Genomic DNA, 20957 nt, shown 5'->3' on the forward strand with positions numbered 1-20957 from the left:
CATGGCTAACATTCCAACTATTTCCTTCGACGCCATCATTATTGGTGGCGGCGGTGCCGGCATGCGCGCAGCGCTGCAGCTGGCTCAGGGCGGTCACAAGACTGCCGTGATCACCAAGGTGTTCCCGACCCGTTCCCACACTGTGTCGGCCCAGGGTGGCATCACCTGCGCCATCGCCTCCGCCGACCCGAACGATGACTGGCGCTGGCACATGTACGATACCGTCAAGGGTTCCGACTACATCGGTGACCAGGACGCTATCGAGTACATGTGTCAGGAAGGCCCGGCTGCCGTGTTCGAGCTGGACCACATGGGTCTGCCGTTCTCGCGTACCGAGCAAGGTCGTATCTACCAGCGTCCATTCGGCGGCCAGTCGAAGGATTACGGTAAAGGCGGGCAGGCTGCCCGTACGTGCGCCGCTTCCGACCGTACCGGTCACGCGCTGTTGCATACCCTTTATCAGGGCAACCTGAAAGCCGGTACCACGTTCCTGAACGAGTACTACGCCGTTGACTTGGTGAAGAACGCCGACGGCGCCTTCGTCGGTGTGATCGCCATCTGCATCGAAACCGGTGAAACCACCTACATCCGTGCCAAGGCTACTGTGCTGGCAACCGGCGGTGCAGGTCGTATCTACGCGTCGACCACCAATGCCCTGATCAACACCGGTGACGGCGTCGGCATGGCCCTGCGTGCTGGCGTGCCGGTACAAGACATTGAAATGTGGCAGTTCCACCCGACCGGCATCGCCGGCGCCGGTGTACTGGTTACAGAAGGTTGCCGTGGTGAAGGTGGTTACCTGATCAACAAGCACGGCGAGCGTTTCATGGAGCGTTATGCTCCGAACGCCAAAGACCTTGCGGGTCGTGACGTTGTGGCCCGTTCGATGGTTAAGGAAATCATCGCCGGTAACGGCTGTGGTCCGAACGGCGACCACGTACTGCTGAAACTCGATCACCTCGGTGAAGAAGTCCTGCACAGCCGCCTGCCAGGTATCTGCGAATTGTCCAAGACTTTTGCGCACGTTGACCCGGTAGTTGCTCCGGTTCCGGTTGTTCCGACTTGCCACTATATGATGGGCGGCGTGCCGACCAACATTCATGGCCAGGCGATCACCCAGAACGCCGAAGGCGTGGACGAGATCATCCACGGTCTGTTCGCCGTAGGCGAAGTGGCTTGCGTATCGGTACACGGTGCCAACCGTCTGGGCGGCAACTCGCTGCTCGACCTGGTGGTATTCGGTCGTGCTGCCGGCCTGCACCTGGAAAAAGCCCTGACCGACGGCATCGAATACGATGACGCCACCGACGCCAACATCGAGGCCGCCCTGGCGCGCCTGAACGCTCTGAACGAGCGTACCGATGGCGAAGACGTGGCTACCCTGCGTCGCGAGCTGCAAAGCTGCATGCAGAACTACTTCGGTGTATTCCGTACCGGCGAATACATGCAGAAGGGTATTGCCCAGCTGGCCGACCTGCGCACGCGCATCGCCAACGTCAAGATCAACGATAAGAGCCAGGCGTTCAACACGGCTCGTATCGAAGCCCTTGAGCTGCAAAACCTGCTGGAAGTGGCCGAAGCCACTGCGATCGCCGCCGAGGTTCGTAAAGAATCCCGTGGTGCCCACGCCCGTGAAGACTTTGAAGATCGCGACGACGAAAACTGGTTGTGCCACACCCTGTACTTCCCGGGTGACAAGCGCGTGACCAAGCGTGCCGTGAACTTCTCGCCGAAGACGGTGCCGACGTTTGAACCGAAGATTCGGACTTACTAAGGGTGGCTGCCATGTTGAAAGTCAGTGTTTACCGCTACAACCCTGATCAGGACGCCGCGCCGTTCATGCAGGAATTTCAGGTCGATACCGGTGGTAAAGACCTGATGGTGCTGGATGTACTGGCACTGATCAAAGAGCAGGACGAAGGTTTCTCCTATCGTCGCTCTTGCCGTGAGGGCGTTTGTGGCTCCGACGGCATGAACATCAACGGCAAAAACGGCCTGGCGTGCATCACGCCGCTGTCGGCTGTTGTTAAAGGTAACAAGCTGATCGTTCGTCCTCTGCCAGGTTTGCCGGTTATCCGTGACCTGGTGGTCGATATGAGCATCTTCTACAAGCAATACGAGAAAGTTAAGCCGTTCCTGCAGAACGACACGCCGGCTCCGGCCATCGAACGTCTGCAGTCCCCTGAAGAGCGTGAAAAGCTCGACGGTCTGTACGAGTGCATCCTGTGCGCTTGCTGCTCGACCTCGTGCCCGTCCTTCTGGTGGAACCCGGACAAGTTCCTGGGTCCAGCTGCCCTGCTGCAAGCGTACCGCTTCCTGGCAGACAGCCGTGACACCAAGACGTCCGAGCGTCTGGCTTCACTGGATGACCCGTTCAGCGTATTCCGCTGCCGCGGGATCATGAACTGCGTCAACGTATGTCCCAAAGGCCTGAACCCGACTAAGGCCATTGGTCACATCCGTAACATGCTGCTGCAAAGCGGCGTGTAAGCGACGTTGTAGCAAAGCAGGACCGTTGTGCCCGTAAATGCTACGGCGCAGGCTTCAACCGGCGCCGTAGTTTTAACTTGAGCAGCGACTTACAAAGCCGCAGCTCTTATTTTGAAGAAATGAGACAAGCAGGGGCATTCGGGTTGGTACCCGAACTATCAGCGTGATCCTAAGTGGCTTGTTTTGGTCGCTGCACTTGGCCTTTTGCAAGCAAACTCGGTGTTTTCGCCGGTGGTGTCCCCAAATCGAGGGTGACCAAGCATGCAAGAAAGCGTGATGCAGCGCATGTGGAACAGCGGCTATCTTTCAGGTGGTAACGCTGCCTATGTGGAAGAGCTTTATGAGCTCTACCTGCACGACCCTAACGCTGTGCCAGAAGAATGGCGCACCAAATTTCAGACGTTGTCTTCAGACGGCAACGCTGCCACCGATGTATCGCACGCAACAATTCGCGATCAATTTGTGCTGCTGGCAAAGAACCAGCGCCGCGCCCAACCGGTTTCCGCCGGTAGCGTGAGCAGCGAGCATGAGAAGAAGCAAGTTGAAGTATTGCGACTGATCCAGGCTTACCGGATGCGTGGCCACCAGGCGGCCCAGCTTGACCCGCTGGGGCTCTGGAAGCGTCCTGCACCTGCTGACCTGTCGATCAATCATTACGGCTTGACCAATGCCGATCTTGATACGACCTTCCGTGCCGGCGACCTGTTCATCGGCAAAGAGGAAGCGAGCCTACGCGAAATTCACGAAGCGTTGCAGCAGACATATTGCCGCACCATCGGCGCTGAGTTTACGCACATCACCGATTCCGAGCAGCGCCACTGGTTCCAGCATCGCCTGGAAGGTGTGCGTGGCCGTCCGGTTTTGTCCGCCGACGTGCGCAGCCACTTGCTGGAGCGCGTGACCGCGGCCGAAGGCCTCGAGAAATACCTGGGTACCAAATACCCGGGCACCAAGCGTTTCGGCCTGGAAGGCGGCGAAAGCCTGATTCCAATGCTCGACGAGCTGATCCAGCGTTCCGGTTCCTACGGCACCAAGGAAATCGTGATCGGCATGGCTCACCGTGGTCGCCTGAACGTGTTGGTCAACACCTTCGGCAAGAACCCGCGTGAACTGTTCGATGAGTTCGAAGGCAAGAAGAAGGTCGAGCTGGGTTCCGGTGACGTCAAGTATCACCAGGGCTTCTCGTCCAACGTAATGACTACCGGCGGTGAAGTTCACCTGGCCATGGCCTTCAACCCGTCCCACCTGGAAATCGTTTCTCCGGTGGTCGAGGGTTCGGTGCGTGCTCGCCAGGATCGTCGTAACGATTCCACCGGTGAGAAGGTCCTGCCGATTTCCATCCACGGTGACGCGGCGTTCGCCGGTCAAGGCGTGGTCCTGGAAACGTTCCAGATGTCGCAGACTCGCGGCTTCAAGACCGGCGGTACGGTTCACATCGTCATCAACAACCAAGTCGGTTTCACCATCAGCAACCCGCTGGACGCGCGCTCTACCGAGTACGCGACCGACGTTGCCAAGATGATCCAGGCGCCGATCCTCCATGTGAATGGTGATGATCCGGAAGCCGTGTTGTTCGTGACCCAGCTCGCCATCGACTACCGCATGCAGTTCAAGCGTGACGTGGTCATCGACCTGGTTTGCTACCGCCGTCGCGGTCACAACGAAGCGGATGAGCCGAGCGGCACCCAGCCGTTGATGTACCAGCAGATCACCAAGCAGCGCACCACCCGTGAACTGTACGCCGACAGCCTGATTACGGCCGGCGTGGTTGACGATGCGCGTGTTCAGGCGAAAGTCGACGAATACCGCAACGCGCTGGACAACGGCCTGCATGTAGTGAAAAGCCTGGTTAAAGAACCGAACAAAGAGCTGTTCGTGGACTGGCGCCCGTACCTGGGCCACGCCTGGACGGCGCGTCACGACACCTCGTTCGACCTCAAGACCCTGCAGGAACTGTCCGCCAAGCTGCTGGAAATTCCAGATGGCTTCGTGGTGCAGCGCCAGGTTGCGAAGATCTACGAAGACCGTCAGAAGATGCAAGCCGGCGGCCTGCCGATCAACTGGGGTTACGCCGAAACCATGGCGTACGCGACCCTGGCGTTCGAAGGTCACCCGATCCGCATGACCGGCCAGGACATCGGCCGTGGTACGTTCTCGCACCGTCACGCGGTACTGCACAACCAGAAAGACGCGACCACCTACGTACCGCTGCAACACCTGTACGAAGGCCAGCCACGTTTCGACCTGTACGACTCGTTCCTGTCCGAAGAGGCCGTACTGGCGTTCGAATACGGCTACTCCACCACCACGCCAAATGCGCTGGTGATCTGGGAAGCCCAGTTCGGCGACTTCGCCAACGGTGCCCAGGTGGTTATCGACCAGTTCATCACCAGCGGTGAGCACAAGTGGGGCCGTCTGTGCGGTCTGACCATGTTGCTGCCACACGGTTATGAAGGTCAGGGTCCGGAGCACTCCTCGGCCCGTCTGGAGCGTTACCTGCAGCTGTGCGCCGAGCACAACATCCAGGTGTGCGTGCCGACTACCCCGGCCCAGATCTACCACTTGCTGCGTCGTCAGGTGATCCGCCCGCTGCGCAAGCCGCTGGTAGTGCTGACCCCGAAATCGCTGTTGCGTCACAAATTGGCCATCTCGACCCTGGAAGATCTGGCCGACGGTTCGTTCCAGACCGTGATTCCAGAAATCGACACCCTGGACGCTGCCAAGGTCACTCGCCTGGTCCTGTGCAGCGGCAAGGTTTACTACGACTTGCTGGAAAAACGCCGTGCCGAAGGCCGCGAAGACATCGCCATCGTGCGTATCGAGCAGCTTTACCCGTTCCCGGAAGACGACCTGATGGAGGCCATCGCGCCTTACACCAACCTCACCCACGCGGTGTGGTGCCAGGAAGAACCGATGAACCAGGGCGCGTGGTACAGCAGCCAGCATCATTTGCGTCGCAGTATCGGTAACCACAAAACAGGCCTGGGCCTGGAGTACGCCGGTCGTGATGCTTCTGCTGCACCTGCGTGTGGTTATGCGTCGATGCACGCCGAGCAGCAGGAAAAACTGCTGCAAGATGCTTTCACTGTTTAACGCCTTCGCGCTGACTGAAACCGAATTTTAAGGACCCACAGATAATGGCTATCGAAATCAAAGCCCCGTCATTCCCGGAATCGGTTGCCGATGGCACCGTTGCCACCTGGCACAAGAAACCAGGCGACGCTGTAAAGCGTGACGACCTGATCGTCGACATCGAGACCGACAAAGTCGTTCTGGAAGTGTTGGCCGAAGCTGACGGCGTGCTGGGCGCGATCGTGGCTGAAGAGGGCGCTACCGTCCTGTCGAACCAGATCCTGGGCTCGATCGAAGCGGGCGGCGCCGCTGCTGCTCCGGCCGCCGCTGCTGCTCCGGCCGCCGCTGCTGCTCCAGCTGCCGCTGCCGCTCCGGCTGCAGGTGGTGAAGACCCGATCGCTGCACCGGCTGCGCGTCAGCTGGCTGAAGAAAACGGCATCAACCTGGCGTCCCTCAAGGGCACCGGCAAAGACGGCCGCGTAACCAAGGAAGACGTGGTTGCTGCTGTCGAAGCCAAGAAAAACGCTCCGGCTGCTGCACCGGCCAAGGCTGCAGCACCTGCTGCCGCTGCGCCTGTGTTCGCTGCTGGCGACCGCACCGAGAAGCGCGTACCGATGACCCGCGTGCGTGCCACCGTGGCCAAGCGTCTGGTTGAAGCACAGTCGAACATGGCGATGCTGACCACCTTCAACGAAGTCGACATGACCGAAGTCATGGCCCTGCGTTCGAAGTACAAGGATCTGTTCGAGAAGTCCCACAATGGCGTGCGCCTGGGCTTCATGTCGTTCTTCGTGAAAGCGGCCACCGAAGCGCTGAAACGCTTCCCGGCAGTCAACGCTTCCATCGACGGCAGCGACATCGTTTACCACGGCTATGCAGACGTCGGCGTTGCCGTGTCCAGCGACCGTGGCCTGGTAGTACCGGTTCTGCGTAACGCCGAGCTGATGAGCCTGGCTGAAATCGAAGGCGGCATCGCCGGCTTCGGCAAGAAAGCCCGTGACGGCAAGCTGACCATCGACGAGATGACCGGCGGTACCTTCACCATCACTAACGGTGGTACCTTCGGTTCGATGATGTCGACCCCGATCGTCAACCCGCCGCAAGCTGCGATCCTGGGCATGCACAACATCATCCAGCGTCCGATGGCCATCAACGGCCAAGTCGTGATCCGCCCGATGATGTACCTGGCGCTGTCGTACGATCACCGCCTGATCGATGGTAAAGAAGCCGTGACTTTCCTGGTAACCATCAAGAACCTGCTGGAAGACCCGGCTCGTCTGCTGCTGGACATCTAAAGACGCAGCTGCAAGTTGCGAGCTACAAGCTGTAGGAAAAAGCAGCTTGGCTTGCAGCTTGTCGCTTGAAGCTTGTCGCTGAATAGAGGATCTATTTTCATGACACAGAAATTTGACGTTGTAGTGATTGGTGCCGGTCCTGGCGGCTACGTTGCCGCGATCAAGGCCGCACAACTGGGCCTCTCGACTGCTTGCATCGAAAAATACACCGACAAGGAAGGCAAACTGGCGCTGGGCGGTACTTGCCTGAACGTTGGTTGCATTCCTTCCAAGGCGCTGCTGGACAGCTCCTGGAAATTCCACGAAGCCCAAGACGGTTTCGCGATCCACGGCATCAACCATGCTGGCGTGACCATGGACGTGCCAGCAATGGTCGGCCGTAAAGCCAACATCGTTAAAGGCCTGACTTCCGGCGTTGCCACCTTGTTCAAGGCCAACGGCGTCACTTCCCTGCAAGGCCACGGCAAGCTGCTGGCTGGCAAGAAAGTTGAAATCACCAAGCCGGACGGCTCGGTTGAAGTCATCGAAGCCGAAAACGTGATCCTGGCACCAGGTTCGCGTCCAATCGACATTCCGCCTGCTCCTGTTGACCAGAACGTGATCGTTGATTCGACCGGCGCCCTGGAATTCCAAGCGGTTCCCAAGCGTCTGGGCGTGATCGGCGCTGGCGTAATCGGCCTGGAACTGGGTTCGGTATGGTCGCGCCTGGGTTCTGAAGTGACTGTGCTGGAAGCCCTGGACACGTTCCTGCTGGCTGCCGACACTGCAGTGTCCAAAGAAGCGCTGAAAACCCTGACCAAGCAAGGTCTGGATATCAAGCTGGGCGCCCGTGTTACCGGTTCCAAGGTCAACGGCGAAGAAGTCGTTGTGACCTACACCGATAAAGAAGGCGAGCAGACCATCACCTTCGACAAGCTGATCGTAGCCGTGGGTCGCCGTCCAGTGACCACCGACCTGCTGGCTTCCGACAGCGGCGTGAACATCGACGAGCGTGGTTTCATCCACGTTGACGATCATTGCGCTACTACCGTGCCAGGCGTGTATGCCATCGGCGACGTGGTTCGCGGCATGATGCTGGCGCACAAGGCTTCCGAAGAAGGCATCATGGTTGTCGAGCGCATCAAGGGTCATAAAACCCAGATGAACTACGACCTGATCCCATCGGTTATCTACACCCACCCGGAAATTGCATGGGTCGGCAAGAACGAACAGCAGTTGAAAGCTGAAGGCGTTGAAGTTAACGTCGGCACCTTCCCGTTTGCCGCTTCTGGCCGTGCCATGGCAGCTAACGACACCGGTGGTTTTGTCAAAGTCATCGCTGATGCCAAGACTGACCGCGTATTGGGCGTCCACGTGATTGGCCCGAGCGCTGCAGAACTGGTTCAGCAGGGCGCGATCGGTATGGAATTCGGCACCAGTGCCGAAGACCTGGGCATGATGGTCTTCTCCCATCCGACCCTGTCCGAAGCGTTGCACGAAGCAGCGTTGGCAGTGAATGGCGGCGCCATCCACATCGCCAACCGCAAGAAGCGCTAAGCGAGATAATAAGAAACCACGGCGGAGTTGCCCGTCGTGAGCCTTGCGCGCAAGACTCACCGCGGAATATCCGCTGGACGCAGCCTTGCACAGTTTTACGGGTCTTAAGCCTCGCAAATTGTGCAAGCAGCAGTCACAGGTGGTGCGGCACTCATAATGAGCGCAGCGCCGAATGCGCAGTACCTAACGAAGACGGTAAAAAGCATGAATCTTCACGAGTATCAGGGTAAGCAGCTGTTCGCTGAATACGGCCTGCCAGTATCCAAGGGTTACGCAGTAGACACCCCGGAAGCAGCAGCAGAAGCTTGCGACAAAATCGGTGGTACCGAATGGGTTGTCAAAGCCCAGGTCCACGCCGGTGGTCGCGGTAAAGCGGGCGGCGTCAAGCTGGTTCGCAGCAAAGAAGACGCCAAGGCCTTCGCACAGCAGTGGCTGGGTAAGCGTCTGGTGACTTACCAGACTGATGCCAATGGCCAACCAGTCACCAAGATCCTGGTTGAATCGTGCACTGATATCGCTAAAGAGCTGTACCTGGGCGCTGTCGTTGACCGTTCGAGCCGTCGCATCGTGTTCATGGCTTCCACCGAAGGTGGCGTGGACATTGAGAAGATCGCCGAAGAAACCCCAGAAAAAATTCTGAAAGCCACTATCGATCCACTGGTTGGCGCTCAGCCATTCCAGGGTCGCGAGCTGGCTTTCCAGCTGGGCCTGGAAGGCAAGCAAGTTGCCCAGTTCGCCAAGATCTTCGTAGGTCTGGCCAAACTGTTCCAGGATCACGATCTGGCCCTGCTGGAAGTGAACCCACTGGTGATCAAGGCTGACGGCGATCTGCACTGCCTCGACGCCAAGATCAACATCGACGCCAACGCCATGTACCGTCAGCCTAAGCTGAAGACTTTCCACGATCCGTCGCAAGACGATCCGCGCGAAGCGCACGCTGCCAAGTTCGAACTGAACTACGTAGCCCTGGAAGGTAACATCGGTTGCATGGTCAACGGTGCTGGCCTGGCCATGGGTACCATGGACATCGTCAACCTGCATGGCGGCAAACCAGCCAACTTCCTCGACGTGGGCGGCGGTGCTACCAAAGAACGCGTTACCGAAGCGTTCAAGATCATCCTGTCCGACTCCAACGTCGCCGCAGTATTGGTCAACATCTTCGGCGGCATCGTTCGTTGCGACATGATTGCCGAAGGCATCATCGGTGCAGTGAAAGAAGTTGGCGTTAAAATCCCGGTGGTTGTTCGCCTTGAAGGTAACAACGCTGAACTGGGCGCTAAAGTACTGGCAGAAAGCGGTTTGAACATCATCGCGGCTACCAGCCTGACCGACGCTGCTCAACAAGTTGTCAAAGCTGCGGAGGGCAAATAATGAGCGTCCTGATCAATAAAGACACCAAAGTTATCTGCCAGGGTATTACCGGTTCGCAAGGTAGTTTCCACACCCAGCAAGCCATCGAATACGGCACCAAGATGGTTGGCGGCGTAACTCCGGGCAAAGGCGGTACCGAGCACCTGGGCCTGCCAGTGTTCAACACCGTGAAAGACGCTGTAGCTGCCACTGGCGCCACCGCCAGTGTGATCTACGTTCCAGCTCCTTTCTGCAAAGACTCGATCCTGGAAGCGGCATTCGGCGGCATCAAGCTGATCGTTTGCATCACCGAAGGCATTCCTACCCTGGACATGCTGGACGCTAAAGTTAAGTGCGACGAGCTGGGCGTAGTCCTGATCGGCCCTAACTGCCCAGGCGTGATCACCCCAGGCGAATGCAAGATCGGCATCATGCCAGGTCACATTCACTTGCCAGGCAAAGTCGGTATCGTTTCGCGTTCCGGCACCCTGACCTACGAAGCTGTCAAGCAGACTACTGACGCCGGTTTCGGTCAGTCGACTTGTGTCGGCATCGGCGGTGACCCGATCCCAGGTTCGAACTTCATCGACATCCTGAAGCTGTTCCAGGAAGACCCGAAGACCGAGGCGATCGTAATGATCGGTGAGATCGGCGGTTCGGCTGAAGAAGAAGCGGCTGCCTACATCAAGGCCAACGTGACCAAGCCGGTTGTTTCCTACATCGCTGGTGTGACTGCCCCTGCAGGCAAGCGCATGGGCCATGCTGGCGCAATCATCTCTGGCGGCAAGGGCACAGCAGACGAGAAGTTTGCTGCCCTGGAAGACGCAGGCGTTAAAACCGTGCGTTCGCTGGCAGATATCGGCAAGGCTTTGTCCGAACTGACCGGTTGGGCTGTCAAGTAAGCCTCGCGCTTAGCTGACGCTTCACCACACAAAGGCCACCTTCGGGTGGCCTTTGTGCATTCTGGATTTGCCCATTTTTTGGCAGATTTACTCGGTCAAATGTGGGAGCTGGCTTGCCTGAGATAGCAGTGTGTCAGCCAACACATTTGGCACAGACAGATCGCTATCGCAGGCAAGCCAGCTCCCACAGGGACGGCACTGCCAAATTAAGTATGAAAACGCGACATTTGGATGTCGCTTATCGGACAGTCCGCCCCGCAACAGTGCGTTTGTCGGCTTATTTCTGTACTCTAGCCGCCTCTTTATGCGTCCGCCTCCCAAAAGGAAGCCGCGCGCTAGACCGGTCGGTCCCCATCAGGGCCGGCAGCAGTTCCCTCATCCACAGGGAATCCCTCTCTAAATTCCGATTCAGTAGTGTGGTATTTCCTGAAATGAAAGTGTTGAAAAGCCAGGACATCCTGGCGTTAGGCTTTATGACTTTTGCCCTGTTCGTGGGCGCCGGCAACATCATCTTCCCGCCTATCGTTGGTTTGCAGTCCGGGCCTCACGTCTGGATGGCAGCGCTGGGCTTCCTGATCACCGCAGTTGGCTTGCCGGTGGTTACCGTGATCGCGCTGGCCAAGGTCGGCGGCGGCATGGACGCATTGAGCAGCCCGATCGGCAAGATCGCCGGTGGCCTGCTGGCGGCGGCGGCGTACCTGGCGGTAGGTCCGCTGTTCGCCACCCCGCGCACCGCGACTGTTTCGTTTGAAGTGGGCCTGGCGCCGCTGACCGGCGAAAGCCCGCTGGCGCTGTTCCTCTACAGCTCGGTGTACTTCCTGCTGGTGTTCTTCATTTCCCTGTACCCAGGGCGTCTGCTGGACACGGTAGGGCGTTTTCTCGCACCGTTGAAGATCATCGCCCTGGCCGTGCTGGGCATCGCTGCGTTTGCCTTGCCGGCCGGTGATGTCGGTGTTGCCACCCCGGAATACGTCGCTGCACCGTTCTCCCAGGGCTTTATCAATGGCTACTTGACCATGGATACCCTCGGCGCGCTGGTGTTCGGTATCGTCATCGTCAACGCGATTCGTTCCCGTGGTGTTGAGTCGCCAAAGCTGATCACTCGCTATGCGATCATCGCCGGGCTGATAGCCGGCGTGGGCCTGGCGCTGGTGTATATCAGCCTGTTCCGCCTGGGTTCGGGCAGCCACGCGGTGGCGGCCGGTGCCAGCAATGGCGCGGCAGTGTTGCACGCCTACGTGCAACACACCTTCGGCTCCCTGGGCAGTGGCTTCCTCGCTGTGCTGATCTCCCTGGCGTGCCTGGTCACTGCCGTGGGCCTGACCTGTGCTTGCGCCGAGTACTTCAGCAAAGTGCTGCCATTGTCTTACAAGACGCTGGTGGTGATCCTGGCGCTGTTCTCGCTGTTCGTGTCCAACCTGGGCCTGACCAAGCTGATTGCCTTCTCGATCCCGGTGCTCACCGCGATCTACCCGCCGTGCATCGTGCTGGTGGCCCTGAGCTTCTGCAAAGACTTCTGGCAGGAGCAGGGCCGTATTGTTGGCCCGGTGATGCTGGTGTCGTTCATCTTTGGTTGCATCGACGCGCTTAAAGGCGCTGGCTTGGCCGATTGGATGCCTGCACAGTTGGCGCACCTGCCGCTGAGTGAGCAAGGCCTGGCATGGCTGGTGCCGTCGGTGATGACGCTCGGCGTGGCGGTAGTGGTTGACCGTATGCTCGGCAAGCGTAGCGAAGCCATCGCCTAAGCCGCGGTTTCACGCTGTACTGAAATGCCCCGTATCAATCGATACGGGGCATTTTTTATGCCTGCAAGACCACAACGCTCTAAAGTTGGAGTTCGGTCAATGTGGGAGCTGGCTTGCCTGCGATGGCGTCGGTTCAGTCACTGCTGTGTCGCCTGATCCACCGCCATCGCAGGCAAGCCAGCTCGCACATTTTTAACCGTGTTCGTCTTCATCCATCGTATACAAGGCCCCGCATGTCGTTCATCGAAACCAATCAAATCCACCTGCTGGCCGCCTTCTGGTTTGCCCTGTGCTGGGGTGGCTACACCCGCTATGCCAGTTGGAAAGCCCGAGACACCGCCTGCCTGGCCAGCGTGCTGCACCTGTATCGCGAAGACTGGATGCGCCGTATGCTGCTGCGCGATAACCGGATTGCCGACGCCAGTGTGATCGGCAACCTGGAGCGCAATGCCTCGTTCTTCGCCTCCAGCACGTTGATTATTCTCGCCGGTATTCTCACCGTGCTGGGCGCGTCCGAGCGTGCGGTATCGTTGCTGGCGGACATCCCCATGGTGCAGCAGGCGTCACAGGGCATGTCGGAAATCAAGCTGCTGTGCCTGGCGCTGGTGTTCGTCTACGCGTTCTTCACCTTCAGCTGGTGCATGCGTCAATACAACTTTGCCGCCGTGCTGGTGGGCTCGGCGCCGATGATCGGTGAGCGGCAGGTGTCGGAGCAGGAGCGCAAGGCATTTGCCCTGCGGGCGGCGCGGGTGATTTCGATGGCGGCCAACCAGTTCAACTTTGGCCTGCGCTCGTATTACTTCGGCATGACCATGCTGGCCTGGTTTGTCAGCCCCTGGTTGTTCATGTTGATGAGCAGCGGTGTGGTACTGGTGCTGTATCGCCGCGAGTTTCATTCCGACGTACTGCAGGTGATGGTTTATACGCCGACCGATATGCCGGTAGCCGAGCCGGCTAAAGAAACCGTGTCTTGATGAGTGGCACCCAGGGTTAATCAAATTCTATAAATCGCAGGCAAAGTAAAGCCCGCTATGTAAGCGGGCTTTCTTTTTGCAGCAAATGCCAGGCTATTAGTTCTTGGCAGGTTCTGCAGGTGCGGCAGGTGCAGCTTCTTTCGCGGCGGCTTCGTTCGATTCAGCCTGAGCTTTGGCAGCATCGGCGTTTTCTTTCGCAGCGTCGTTCACTTTATCCTGTGCTTTCGCCATGTCCTTCTGAGCTTGCTCAGAATGCGCGGCGGCATCTTGGGCTTTGTCTTCGGATTTCTTATCGCAGGCAGCGAGACCGAGGGCAGCGGCCAACATCATGGAAATAGCTAAAGTCTTGCGCATGGGGTGTTTCTCCTTATTGAAGATATCTACTGGCCTTTCGAGCTTGGACGGCCAGCATTAGTTCCTTTTGTTTCAAAGATATATAAAACACCGCTGCCAAGGAACTTTTAGTCCTGTCCCGGCTACTGCGCAAACCCACACTAATAAGAGTCTGCACACATGACCGAAAATCCCTTGTTAGAGCGTGCCACACGCTTTGTTTTGGCCCTGCGCCATTGCCAGGTGCTGGGCATTATCGTGCATGCCGCCAGCGAGGAGGGCATGACGCTGGCCCTGCCTTACGGCCCGCATATCGTCGGTGACCCTCAGACCGGCGTGATTCACGGCGGCGCGCTGACCTCACTGATGGACACCGCCTGCGGCATGGCCACGCTGTGCGTACTGCCGGAGTTCGAGGTGTGCCCGACCCTGGATTTGCGCGTCGACTACATGCATCCCGCCGAGCCGCACAAGCCGGTGTATGGCTTTGCACAATGCTACCGGGTGACCACCGACGTGATCTTTACCCGTGGCTTTGCCTACCAGGATGATCCTCAGCAACCCATCGCCCATGTGGTGGGCACCTTCATGCGCATGGGCAAGCGCCTCAAAGGCACGCAAGGACTCGGCAATTCGATCAAGGGAGACCAGGCATGACGCATCGATTCAAGACCCGCCTCGAACAGGCCCATGAGCGCGGCGACTATGAGGCGTTGCTCAACCTGGTGCCCTACGCCAAGCTGATCGGCATCGAATGCTCAAGGTTGGGGGATGAGCTGCTGTTTCGCCTGCCGGCCAACAAGGACAATATTGGTAACCCGATATTGCCAGCGCTGCACGGCGGTGTGATCGCAGGCTTTATGGAGCTGTCGGCAGCGTTACATTTGCTGGTATTTACCGGTGTGCCAGGTTTGCCGAAAATCATCGATTTTTCCCTGGATTACTTGCGTGCCGGGCAGTTTCGCGACACTTACGCCAAATGCCAGGTGTGGCGCCAAGGCCGCCGGGTGGCGAATGTGGCGATCACCGCCTGGCAAAGCACCGCCGCTGAGCCGATTGCCACCGCTCGCGCACATTTCAAAATTGAGGAATTGGTGCGCCCTTGAAATCCTGGTCTTAGCCCCCAACTTTGATGACAACCCGCCGCCAACCCTTTCGGGCGCGGCCACTGCCATCCAATTGGAGTTTGATGACCATGAGTGTGGAAACTCAAAAGGAAACCCTGGGCTTCCAGACCGAGGTGAAGCAACTGCTGCACCTCATGATCCATTCGCTGTATTCCAACAAGGAAATCTTCCTTCGCGAATTGATCTCGAACGCCTCTGACGCTGTCGACAAATTACGTTTCGAAGCCCTCTCCAAGCCTGAGTTGCTGGAAGGTGGCGCCGAACTGAAAATCCGTGTGAGCTTTGACAAGGACGCCAAGACCGTCACCCTCGAAGACAACGGCATCGGCATGAGCCGTGAAGACGCGATTACCCATCTGGGTACCATCGCCAAGTCCGGCACCGCAGACTTCATGAAGAATCTGTCGGGCGACCAGAAGAAAGATTCGCACCTGATCGGTCAGTTCGGCGTGGGCTTCTACTCGGCCTTCATCGTTGCCGACAAGGTTGAAGTATTCAGCCGCCGTGCTGGCCTTGACGCCAGCGAAGGCGTGCACTGGGCCTCCAAAGGTGAGGGCGAGTTCGAAATCGCCACTATCGACAAGGCTGACCGTGGCACGCGTATCGTGCTGCACCTCAAAGCCGCTGAAGATGAATTCGCCGACGGCTACCGACTGCGCAATATCATCAAGAAATACTCCGACCACATCGCTTTGCCGATCGAACTGCCGAAAGAACAAGCGGCTGTCGAGGGCGAAGAGAAACCTGCCCAGGAATGGGAAGTGGTCAACCGTGCCAGCGCCTTGTGGACCCGCCCTCGTACCGAAGTCAAAGACGAGGAGTATCAGGAGTTCTATAAGCACATCGCTCACGACTACGAGAACCCGCTGAGCTGGAGCCACAACAAGGTCGAAGGCAAGCTGGAATACAGCTCGCTGCTTTATGTACCGGCCCGTGCCCCATTCGATCTGTACCAGCGTGAGGCGCCAAAAGGCCTGAAACTGTACGTGCAGCGCGTGTTCGTGATGGACCAGGCGGAATCGTTCCTGCCGCTGTACCTGCGCTTCATCAAAGGTGTGGTCGACTCCAACGACCTGTCGCTGAACGTGTCGCGGGAAATCCTGCAGAAAGACCCGATCATCGACTCCATGAAGTCGGCGCTAACGAAGCGCGTGCTCGACATGCTGGAAAAACTGGCGAAGAACGAGCCTGAGCAATACAAGGGCTTCTGGAAAAACTTCGGCCAGGTCATGAAAGAAGGCCCGGCAGAAGATTTCGCCAACAAGGAAAAAATCGCCGGCCTGCTGCGTTTTGCCTCGACTCAGGGTGACGACGGCGAGCAGATCGTGTCGTTGGCCGAGTACCTGGCACGCGCCAAGGAAGGTCAGGACAAGATCTACTACCTGACCGGCGAAACCTACGCCCAGGTCAAGAACAGCCCGCACCTGGAAGTCTTCCGCAAGAAAGGCATCGAAGTGCTGCTGTTGACCGACCGTATCGACGAGTGGCTGATGAGCTACCTCAGCGAGTTCGACGGCAAGACCTTCGTCGACGTGGCCCGTGGTGACCTGGACCTGGGTAACCTGGACTCCGAAGAAGAGAAGAAGGAAGCCGAAGAAGTCGCCAAGGCCAAAGAAGGCCTGGTTGAGCGGATCAAGACTGCCTTGGGCGATGCCGTCAGCGAAGTGCGGGTTTCCCACCGTCTGACCGACTCTCCGGCGATTCTGGCCATCGGTGAGCAGGACCTGGGCATGCAGATGCGTCAGATCCTCGAAGCCAGCGGGCAGAAAGTGCCGGATTCCAAGCCGATCTTCGAATTCAACCCGGCTCACCCGCTGATCGAGAAACTCGATGGCGAGCAGAGTGAAGAGCGTTTTGGCGACCTGTCGCACATCCTCTTCGACCAGGCAGCCCTGGCTGCCGGTGACAGCCTTAAAGATCCGGCCGCGTATGTGCGCCGCCTGAACAAGCTGTTGGTTGAACTGTCGGTTTAACACCGTTGTAGAAAAACCCGCTTCGGCGGGTTTTTTCGTTCTAACGCACCTCAACTGGAGTAAATGATGAGCCAAGTCACTGTACGTTCCGTGGTCTATCAGATTGATGGCCAGTCTTATGAAAGCCGCCTGGCGTTCGATGCCAGCCACAAGGGCCCGCTGCCGGGCCTGCTGATGGCGCCGAACTGGATGGGGGTGAGTGCGGGTGCCGAGGAAATCGCCAAGAGCGTGGCCAGCCAAGGCTACGTGGTACTGATCGCCGACCTGTACGGGCAAACCGTGCGCCCGACGAATGGCGATGAAGCCGGCGCTGCGATGATGCCGTTGAAGAACGATAACCCGGCGCTGCTCAAGCGCATGCAGGCGGCCTTTGAGCAACTGCAAAGCCAGACCGAAGCGGCCGTTGATACCTCGAAGCTGGCGACCTTCGGTTTCTGCTTTGGTGGTTTCTGCTCGCTGGAGCTGGCACGTACCGGTGCACCGTTGAAGGCTGCCGTGTCGTTCCACGGCACGATCGACACACAAAACCCGGCAGGTGCCAAGCACGTCAAGGGTTCGGTGTTGGTGCTGCACGGCGCGTCCGATCCGTTGGTGCCGAAAGAGCAACTGCCGGCGTTTGAGCAAGAAATGAACGCCGCCGGTGTGGATTGGCAACTGCTGAGCTACGGCGGCGCGGTGCATTCCTTTACTGACCCGCACGCCAATGTGCCGGGCAAGATGATGTACGACGCGCAGACGGCCAAGCGTGCGTTCCAGTCGATGCATAACTTGCTGGATGAAGTGTTCAAGGGCTAAAGCTTTAGCGCCTGTTCCGGCCTCATCGCAGGCAAGCCAGCTCCCACACTTTGAACTGTGAAAACAGTCGACAGGTGGGAGCTGGCTTGCCTGCGATAGCTATCTGACAGGCAACTCGATTCTTTCTGACTCACCCGGCACCGTCGGCCAATCCCCGGCCGCCCAGCGCTGCCTGGCCTGTTCAATCACCGCCGGATCGCTCGCGACAAAATTCCAATTGATCCGCCGTGGCCCATCCAGCGGCGCGCCGCCGAACACCACCACGTGGCAATCGCTTTCGGCAAACAAGGTCATTTCCTGCCCGCTCGGCAATACCACCAGGCTATGCGCCTCCACTGCCTCACCGTCCAACTGCACCTCGCCGTCCAGCACATACACCGCGCGCTCCTCATGCTCATCCGGGATCAGCAGCGTCGTGGCCGTGTGCATCTGCACCTCGGCATATAGCGTAGGCGACAGCACCGGCACCGGCGATTTAAGGCAGAAACCCGCGCCTGCGATCAGGCGAATCTGCACGCCCAGGTTATCGCTCACCGGCAGGCTTGCCGCCGGGTGATGGCTGTAGTGGCCCGGCCCGGTTTCATGGTCCTTGGGCGAGGCCAGCCACACCTGCAGGCCGTGCAAGCTGAAACCACTGGCCTTGAGGGCTTCGGGCGTGCGCTCGACGTGGGCAATTGCGCTGCCGGCGGTCATCCAGCTGACGTCGCCGGCTTGCACTACCTGGTCCGAGCCCAGGCTGTCCTTGTGTTGCAGGGCGCCTTCGAACAGGTAGGTGAGGGTGGACAGCCCGATATGCGGGTGCTGGCGGATATTCATGCCGGTGCCGGGTGCATAGCGGGTCGACAACATATGGTCGAAAAACACAAAAGGCCCGACGCTGCGGCATTCGCGTGACGGCAGCGGTCGCAGGATCGGCTGGCCTTCGACGTCTTCGGCGCGCGGGCGGATCACGGTAAGGGTGGTCATGGGGCGTCCCTGTCTGAGCGGGTTAGGTGCTACTGAGCATAACCCGCTCGACGGGAGGTTGGGGCTACTGGCTGAAAGCGCCTTCGGACAGTTTGGTTTCGATGGTGACGTCGGCAGTGGTCATCAGCTTGTGTACCGGGCACTTATCGGCGACGCGATGCAGCTCATCGCGCTGCTCATCGCTGAGTACGCCCTTGAGCGTCAGCTTGACGTTGAGCTTGTACTTGCCTTTTTGCTCCTCTGAGCTGTCGTGGGTAACTTCCACGGTGACGCCGGTGAGCGGGATGTCTTTTTTCTGCGCGTAGAGCTTGACGGTCAGCGCCTTGCACGAGGCCAGGGCGGCGTCGAAATAATCGTGGGGCGAGGGCGCCGAATCATCACCGCCCAGGCTCTTGGGCAGGTCGGTGAACAGTTCGTGGTTGTTGATGTTCACGCTGTGGCGAAAGTTGTCGTGGTTAAGCGTATTGACGGTAACAGGCATGGCAAACCTCACGAGGGCAGTAAAAGGTCATGCAGTTATAGAGCATGCTGGCACTTCAGTGTTCCGTGTTTTTTCCAATGGCTGCCCGCGCGATTGCCAAGCGCGTTGATATCGCGTTTTCGTCTTACGCAAACGCGACAAAGGGCCGATACCTTTCAGGAGACCTGCTGCAGGTGGATGCAGCGCATTCGGAAGGAATCCAGGCATGAGTATCCGTAGTTTGAATATCGCCCCGCGCGCAGGCTTAGGCTTTGGCGTGCTGGCATTGATGGTGTTTGCCCTGGGCGGCTTCGCCCTGCTGCAGATGGCCAATATGCGCCAGCAGTCCGATCAGGTGGAGAACAACTGGCTGCCCAGCGTGATGGCGGTGGGGGAGATGAGCCAGGACCTGTTGCGGGTGCGTGCCCTCACCCTGCGTTTGGTGGTCAACCGTGACCCGCAGGCGCTGGCGCAGAACGAACAGAAGCTCACCGACCTGAAAAACGGCCTGCACCATGCGCAGACGCTCTACGAAGGGTTGATCGTACTGCCCGAAGAGCGTGTACTGTTTGATCGTTTCAAAAACCAGGAGCAGCAATACCTGCAACGTCAGGAGCAGGTGATGGCGTTTTCCAAGGCCAACCAGCTGGAGGATGCGGTCAGGATCGTCAATGGGGAGATGAATCAACTGGCCGATGAGATGGCCGCGACCCTGCACGACCTGGTCGCCTTGAACAAGGCCAGTGCCAACCAGGCCGCGAACCTCGCGCAGAGCGTATTCACCCAATCGCGCACATGGGTGGTTGGCATGATAGTGCTCACAGCATTGATCACCATTGGCCTGGCGGTATGGCTGACCCGCAGCATCGTGCTGCCGTTGGCGCAGTCGCTGAAGGTTGCCCAGGGCGTGGCAGGCGGCGACCTCACTGGTGAGATCAACGTAACCGGCAACGATGAACCCGCGCGCTTGCAGCAGGCGCTCAAGGGCATGCAGGAGAACCTGCGCGACACCATTCGACGGATTGCCGAGTCTTCGAACCAATTGGCCTCGGCTTCTGAAGAACTCAGTTGTGTGACTGAAGATGCGACCCGTGGTTTGCACCAGCAGAACCAGGAAATTGAACAGGCGGCCACGGCGGTCAACCAGATGACCGCGGCGGTGGAGGAGGTGGCGAGCAATGCGGTGGCCACGTCACAGGCGTCCCGTGAGTCTGACCGCATTGCCCAGCGTGGGCGCGAGCAGGTGCATCAGACAGTGGTGTCGATTGAAGCGCTGGCCGATGACGTCACATCCAACGCGACCCAGGTTGAGGACTTGGCGCAGAAGGTCTATGGCATCAGCAAGGTGTTGGATGTGATTCGCTCGATTGCCGAGCAGACCAACTTGCTGGCGCTGAATGCCGCGATCGAAGCGGCGCGCGCGGGCGATGCCGGACGTGGGTTTGCGGTGGTGGCCGATGAAGTGCGGGCACTGGCCCATCGCACGCAGCAGTCGACTCAGGAAATAGAATTGATGATAAGCGGGATTCAGCAAGGCACCGATCAAGCTGTCAGTTCGATGCAGCAGAGCAATACGCGGGCGCGCTCTACGTTGGATATCGCCAAGTCGGCGGGCACGGCGTTGGAGGAGATTGCGTCGGCCTTTACCTTGATCAACGAGCGCAACCTGGTGATTGCGAGTGCCTCGGAGCAGCAGGCAGCGGTGGCGCGGGAGGTGGATCGCAATTTGATGAATATTCGCGACCTGGCGCATCAGACGTCGACGGGCGCTAACCAGACCAGTGCGGCGAGCCAGGAGTTGTCGCGGTTGGCGGTGGACCTGAATACCATGGTGGCGCGGTTTTCGGTGTAGGGCTTGGGACCGAGGTGACGCTATCGCAGGCAAGCCAGCTCCCACATGTTGAATGGCGAACACCGCCATATGTGGGAGCTGGCTTGC

Annotated in this window: 17 protein-coding genes; 14 read left to right on the forward strand and 3 right to left on the reverse strand. The window is 58.7% G+C overall.

Annotation, left to right across the window (positions count from 1 at the left end):
• Window position 1: 1 nt before the first annotated feature.
• The 9 genes from sdhA to HU759_RS10105 all read left to right on the forward strand — a co-directional run bounded on the left by sdhA (window position 2) and on the right by HU759_RS10105 (window position 13364).
• On the forward strand, window positions 2–1774 hold the full coding sequence (sdhA, locus tag HU759_RS10065; RefSeq protein WP_017134444.1) for a succinate dehydrogenase flavoprotein subunit: 1773 nt from the start codon (window positions 2–4) through the stop codon (window positions 1772–1774).
• 11 nt (window positions 1775–1785) lie between these two features.
• Complete coding sequence (locus HU759_RS10070; protein ID WP_003172807.1) at window positions 1786–2490, forward strand: succinate dehydrogenase iron-sulfur subunit; 705 nt, start codon at window positions 1786–1788, stop codon at window positions 2488–2490.
• Window positions 2491–2751: 261 nt separating this feature from the next.
• Window positions 2752–5583: a 2-oxoglutarate dehydrogenase E1 component gene (locus tag HU759_RS10075; protein WP_017134445.1), complete on the forward strand. Its 2832-nt coding sequence runs from the start codon at window positions 2752–2754 to the stop codon at window positions 5581–5583.
• Window positions 5584–5627: 44 nt separating this feature from the next.
• Window positions 5628–6857, forward strand: a complete 1230-nt coding sequence (odhB, locus tag HU759_RS10080; RefSeq protein WP_186617345.1) for a 2-oxoglutarate dehydrogenase complex dihydrolipoyllysine-residue succinyltransferase — start codon at window positions 5628–5630, stop codon at window positions 6855–6857.
• 99 nt (window positions 6858–6956) lie between these two features.
• Window positions 6957–8393 carry a dihydrolipoyl dehydrogenase gene (gene lpdA / locus HU759_RS10085; protein WP_017134447.1) on the forward strand — a complete coding sequence of 479 codons (1437 nt, stop codon included), beginning with the start codon at window positions 6957–6959 and terminating at the stop codon, window positions 8391–8393.
• Window positions 8394–8597: 204 nt separating this feature from the next.
• Window positions 8598–9764 carry an ADP-forming succinate--CoA ligase subunit beta gene (gene sucC / locus HU759_RS10090; protein WP_003210567.1) on the forward strand — a complete coding sequence of 389 codons (1167 nt, stop codon included), beginning with the start codon at window positions 8598–8600 and terminating at the stop codon, window positions 9762–9764.
• Complete coding sequence (gene sucD / locus HU759_RS10095) at window positions 9764–10645, forward strand: succinate--CoA ligase subunit alpha (RefSeq protein ID WP_056859731.1); 882 nt, start codon at window positions 9764–9766, stop codon at window positions 10643–10645. Before sucC ends, sucD begins: the two co-directional genes overlap by 1 nt.
• Window positions 10646–11076: 431 nt before the next feature.
• Window positions 11077–12390 (forward strand): branched-chain amino acid transport system II carrier protein, encoded by a 1314-nt coding sequence (gene brnQ / locus HU759_RS10100; RefSeq protein ID WP_056859730.1) that lies wholly within the window; start codon window positions 11077–11079, stop codon window positions 12388–12390.
• A gap of 233 nt (window positions 12391–12623) precedes the next feature.
• Window positions 12624–13364 carry a DUF599 family protein gene (locus tag HU759_RS10105; protein ID WP_017134479.1) on the forward strand — a complete coding sequence of 247 codons (741 nt, stop codon included), beginning with the start codon at window positions 12624–12626 and terminating at the stop codon, window positions 13362–13364.
• Between the two features lie 96 nt (window positions 13365–13460).
• On the opposite strand, the gene HU759_RS10110 is transcribed toward HU759_RS10105, so the two are convergent.
• Window positions 13461–13718 carry a hypothetical protein gene (locus HU759_RS10110; protein ID WP_017134478.1) on the reverse strand — a complete coding sequence of 86 codons (258 nt, stop codon included), beginning with the start codon at window positions 13716–13718 and terminating at the stop codon, window positions 13461–13463.
• A 159-nt stretch (window positions 13719–13877) separates the two neighbouring features.
• Between HU759_RS10110 and HU759_RS10115 the strand changes: the two genes are divergently transcribed.
• The 4 genes from HU759_RS10115 (at window position 13878) to HU759_RS10130 (ending at window position 17592) form a co-directional block, all read left to right on the forward strand.
• A complete protein-coding gene (locus HU759_RS10115; protein WP_017134477.1) occupies window positions 13878–14354 on the forward strand; it encodes a PaaI family thioesterase in 477 nt (158 codons plus the stop codon).
• On the forward strand, window positions 14351–14803 hold the full coding sequence (locus tag HU759_RS10120; protein WP_170039974.1) for a PaaI family thioesterase: 453 nt from the start codon (window positions 14351–14353) through the stop codon (window positions 14801–14803). The genes HU759_RS10115 and HU759_RS10120 overlap by 4 nt, the downstream gene beginning before the upstream one ends.
• Before the next feature lie 89 nt (window positions 14804–14892).
• Entirely contained in the window at window positions 14893–16797 is a 1905-nt protein-coding gene (gene htpG, locus HU759_RS10125) for a molecular chaperone HtpG (RefSeq protein WP_169985747.1), read from the forward strand.
• Between the two features lie 66 nt (window positions 16798–16863).
• A complete protein-coding gene (locus HU759_RS10130; protein WP_170039975.1) occupies window positions 16864–17592 on the forward strand; it encodes a dienelactone hydrolase family protein in 729 nt (242 codons plus the stop codon).
• Window positions 17593–17691: 99 nt separating this feature from the next.
• Here HU759_RS10130 and HU759_RS10135 read toward each other — a convergent pair whose 3' ends face one another.
• Together HU759_RS10135 and HU759_RS10140 are read right to left on the reverse strand one after the other, a co-directional pair.
• Window positions 17692–18558 carry a pirin family protein gene (locus HU759_RS10135; protein WP_099549022.1) on the reverse strand — a complete coding sequence of 289 codons (867 nt, stop codon included), beginning with the start codon at window positions 18556–18558 and terminating at the stop codon, window positions 17692–17694.
• A 64-nt stretch (window positions 18559–18622) separates the two neighbouring features.
• The gene (locus HU759_RS10140; protein ID WP_099549021.1) at window positions 18623–19039 is read right to left on the reverse strand and encodes an OsmC family protein; all 417 of its coding nucleotides are present in this window, start codon (window positions 19037–19039) and stop codon (window positions 18623–18625) included.
• Between the two features lie 205 nt (window positions 19040–19244).
• On the opposite strand from HU759_RS10140, the gene HU759_RS10145 reads away from it, so the two are divergent.
• Window positions 19245–20870 carry a methyl-accepting chemotaxis protein gene (locus HU759_RS10145; RefSeq protein WP_017134471.1) on the forward strand — a complete coding sequence of 542 codons (1626 nt, stop codon included), beginning with the start codon at window positions 19245–19247 and terminating at the stop codon, window positions 20868–20870.
• Window positions 20871–20957 lie beyond the last annotated feature (87 nt).

The organism is Pseudomonas sp. OE 28.3 (genome assembly GCF_014268205.2).
GTDB classification, from domain to species: domain Bacteria; phylum Pseudomonadota; class Gammaproteobacteria; order Pseudomonadales; family Pseudomonadaceae; genus Aquipseudomonas; species Aquipseudomonas edaphica.

What these genes read in the sequence shown, in the direction of transcription:
- sdhA (WP_017134444.1), top strand. Translation starts at nt 2, where the DNA reads ATGGCTAACATTCCAACTATTTCCTTCGACGCCATCATTATTGGTGGC.
- HU759_RS10070 (WP_003172807.1), top strand. Translation starts at nt 1,786, where the DNA reads ATGTTGAAAGTCAGTGTTTACCGCTACAACCCTGATCAGGACGCCGCG.
- HU759_RS10075 (WP_017134445.1), top strand. Translation starts at nt 2,752, where the DNA reads ATGCAAGAAAGCGTGATGCAGCGCATGTGGAACAGCGGCTATCTTTCA.
- odhB (WP_186617345.1), top strand. Translation starts at nt 5,628, where the DNA reads ATGGCTATCGAAATCAAAGCCCCGTCATTCCCGGAATCGGTTGCCGAT.
- lpdA (WP_017134447.1), top strand. Translation starts at nt 6,957, where the DNA reads ATGACACAGAAATTTGACGTTGTAGTGATTGGTGCCGGTCCTGGCGGC.
- sucC (WP_003210567.1), top strand. Translation starts at nt 8,598, where the DNA reads ATGAATCTTCACGAGTATCAGGGTAAGCAGCTGTTCGCTGAATACGGC.
- sucD (WP_056859731.1), top strand. Translation starts at nt 9,764, where the DNA reads ATGAGCGTCCTGATCAATAAAGACACCAAAGTTATCTGCCAGGGTATT.
- brnQ (WP_056859730.1), top strand. Translation starts at nt 11,077, where the DNA reads ATGAAAGTGTTGAAAAGCCAGGACATCCTGGCGTTAGGCTTTATGACT.
- HU759_RS10105 (WP_017134479.1), top strand. Translation starts at nt 12,624, where the DNA reads ATGTCGTTCATCGAAACCAATCAAATCCACCTGCTGGCCGCCTTCTGG.
- HU759_RS10110 (WP_017134478.1), bottom strand. Translation starts at nt 13,718, where the DNA reads ATGCGCAAGACTTTAGCTATTTCCATGATGTTGGCCGCTGCCCTCGGT.
- HU759_RS10115 (WP_017134477.1), top strand. Translation starts at nt 13,878, where the DNA reads ATGACCGAAAATCCCTTGTTAGAGCGTGCCACACGCTTTGTTTTGGCC.
- HU759_RS10120 (WP_170039974.1), top strand. Translation starts at nt 14,351, where the DNA reads ATGACGCATCGATTCAAGACCCGCCTCGAACAGGCCCATGAGCGCGGC.
- htpG (WP_169985747.1), top strand. Translation starts at nt 14,893, where the DNA reads ATGAGTGTGGAAACTCAAAAGGAAACCCTGGGCTTCCAGACCGAGGTG.
- HU759_RS10130 (WP_170039975.1), top strand. Translation starts at nt 16,864, where the DNA reads ATGAGCCAAGTCACTGTACGTTCCGTGGTCTATCAGATTGATGGCCAG.
- HU759_RS10135 (WP_099549022.1), bottom strand. Translation starts at nt 18,558, where the DNA reads ATGACCACCCTTACCGTGATCCGCCCGCGCGCCGAAGACGTCGAAGGC.
- HU759_RS10140 (WP_099549021.1), bottom strand. Translation starts at nt 19,039, where the DNA reads ATGCCTGTTACCGTCAATACGCTTAACCACGACAACTTTCGCCACAGC.
- HU759_RS10145 (WP_017134471.1), top strand. Translation starts at nt 19,245, where the DNA reads ATGAGTATCCGTAGTTTGAATATCGCCCCGCGCGCAGGCTTAGGCTTT.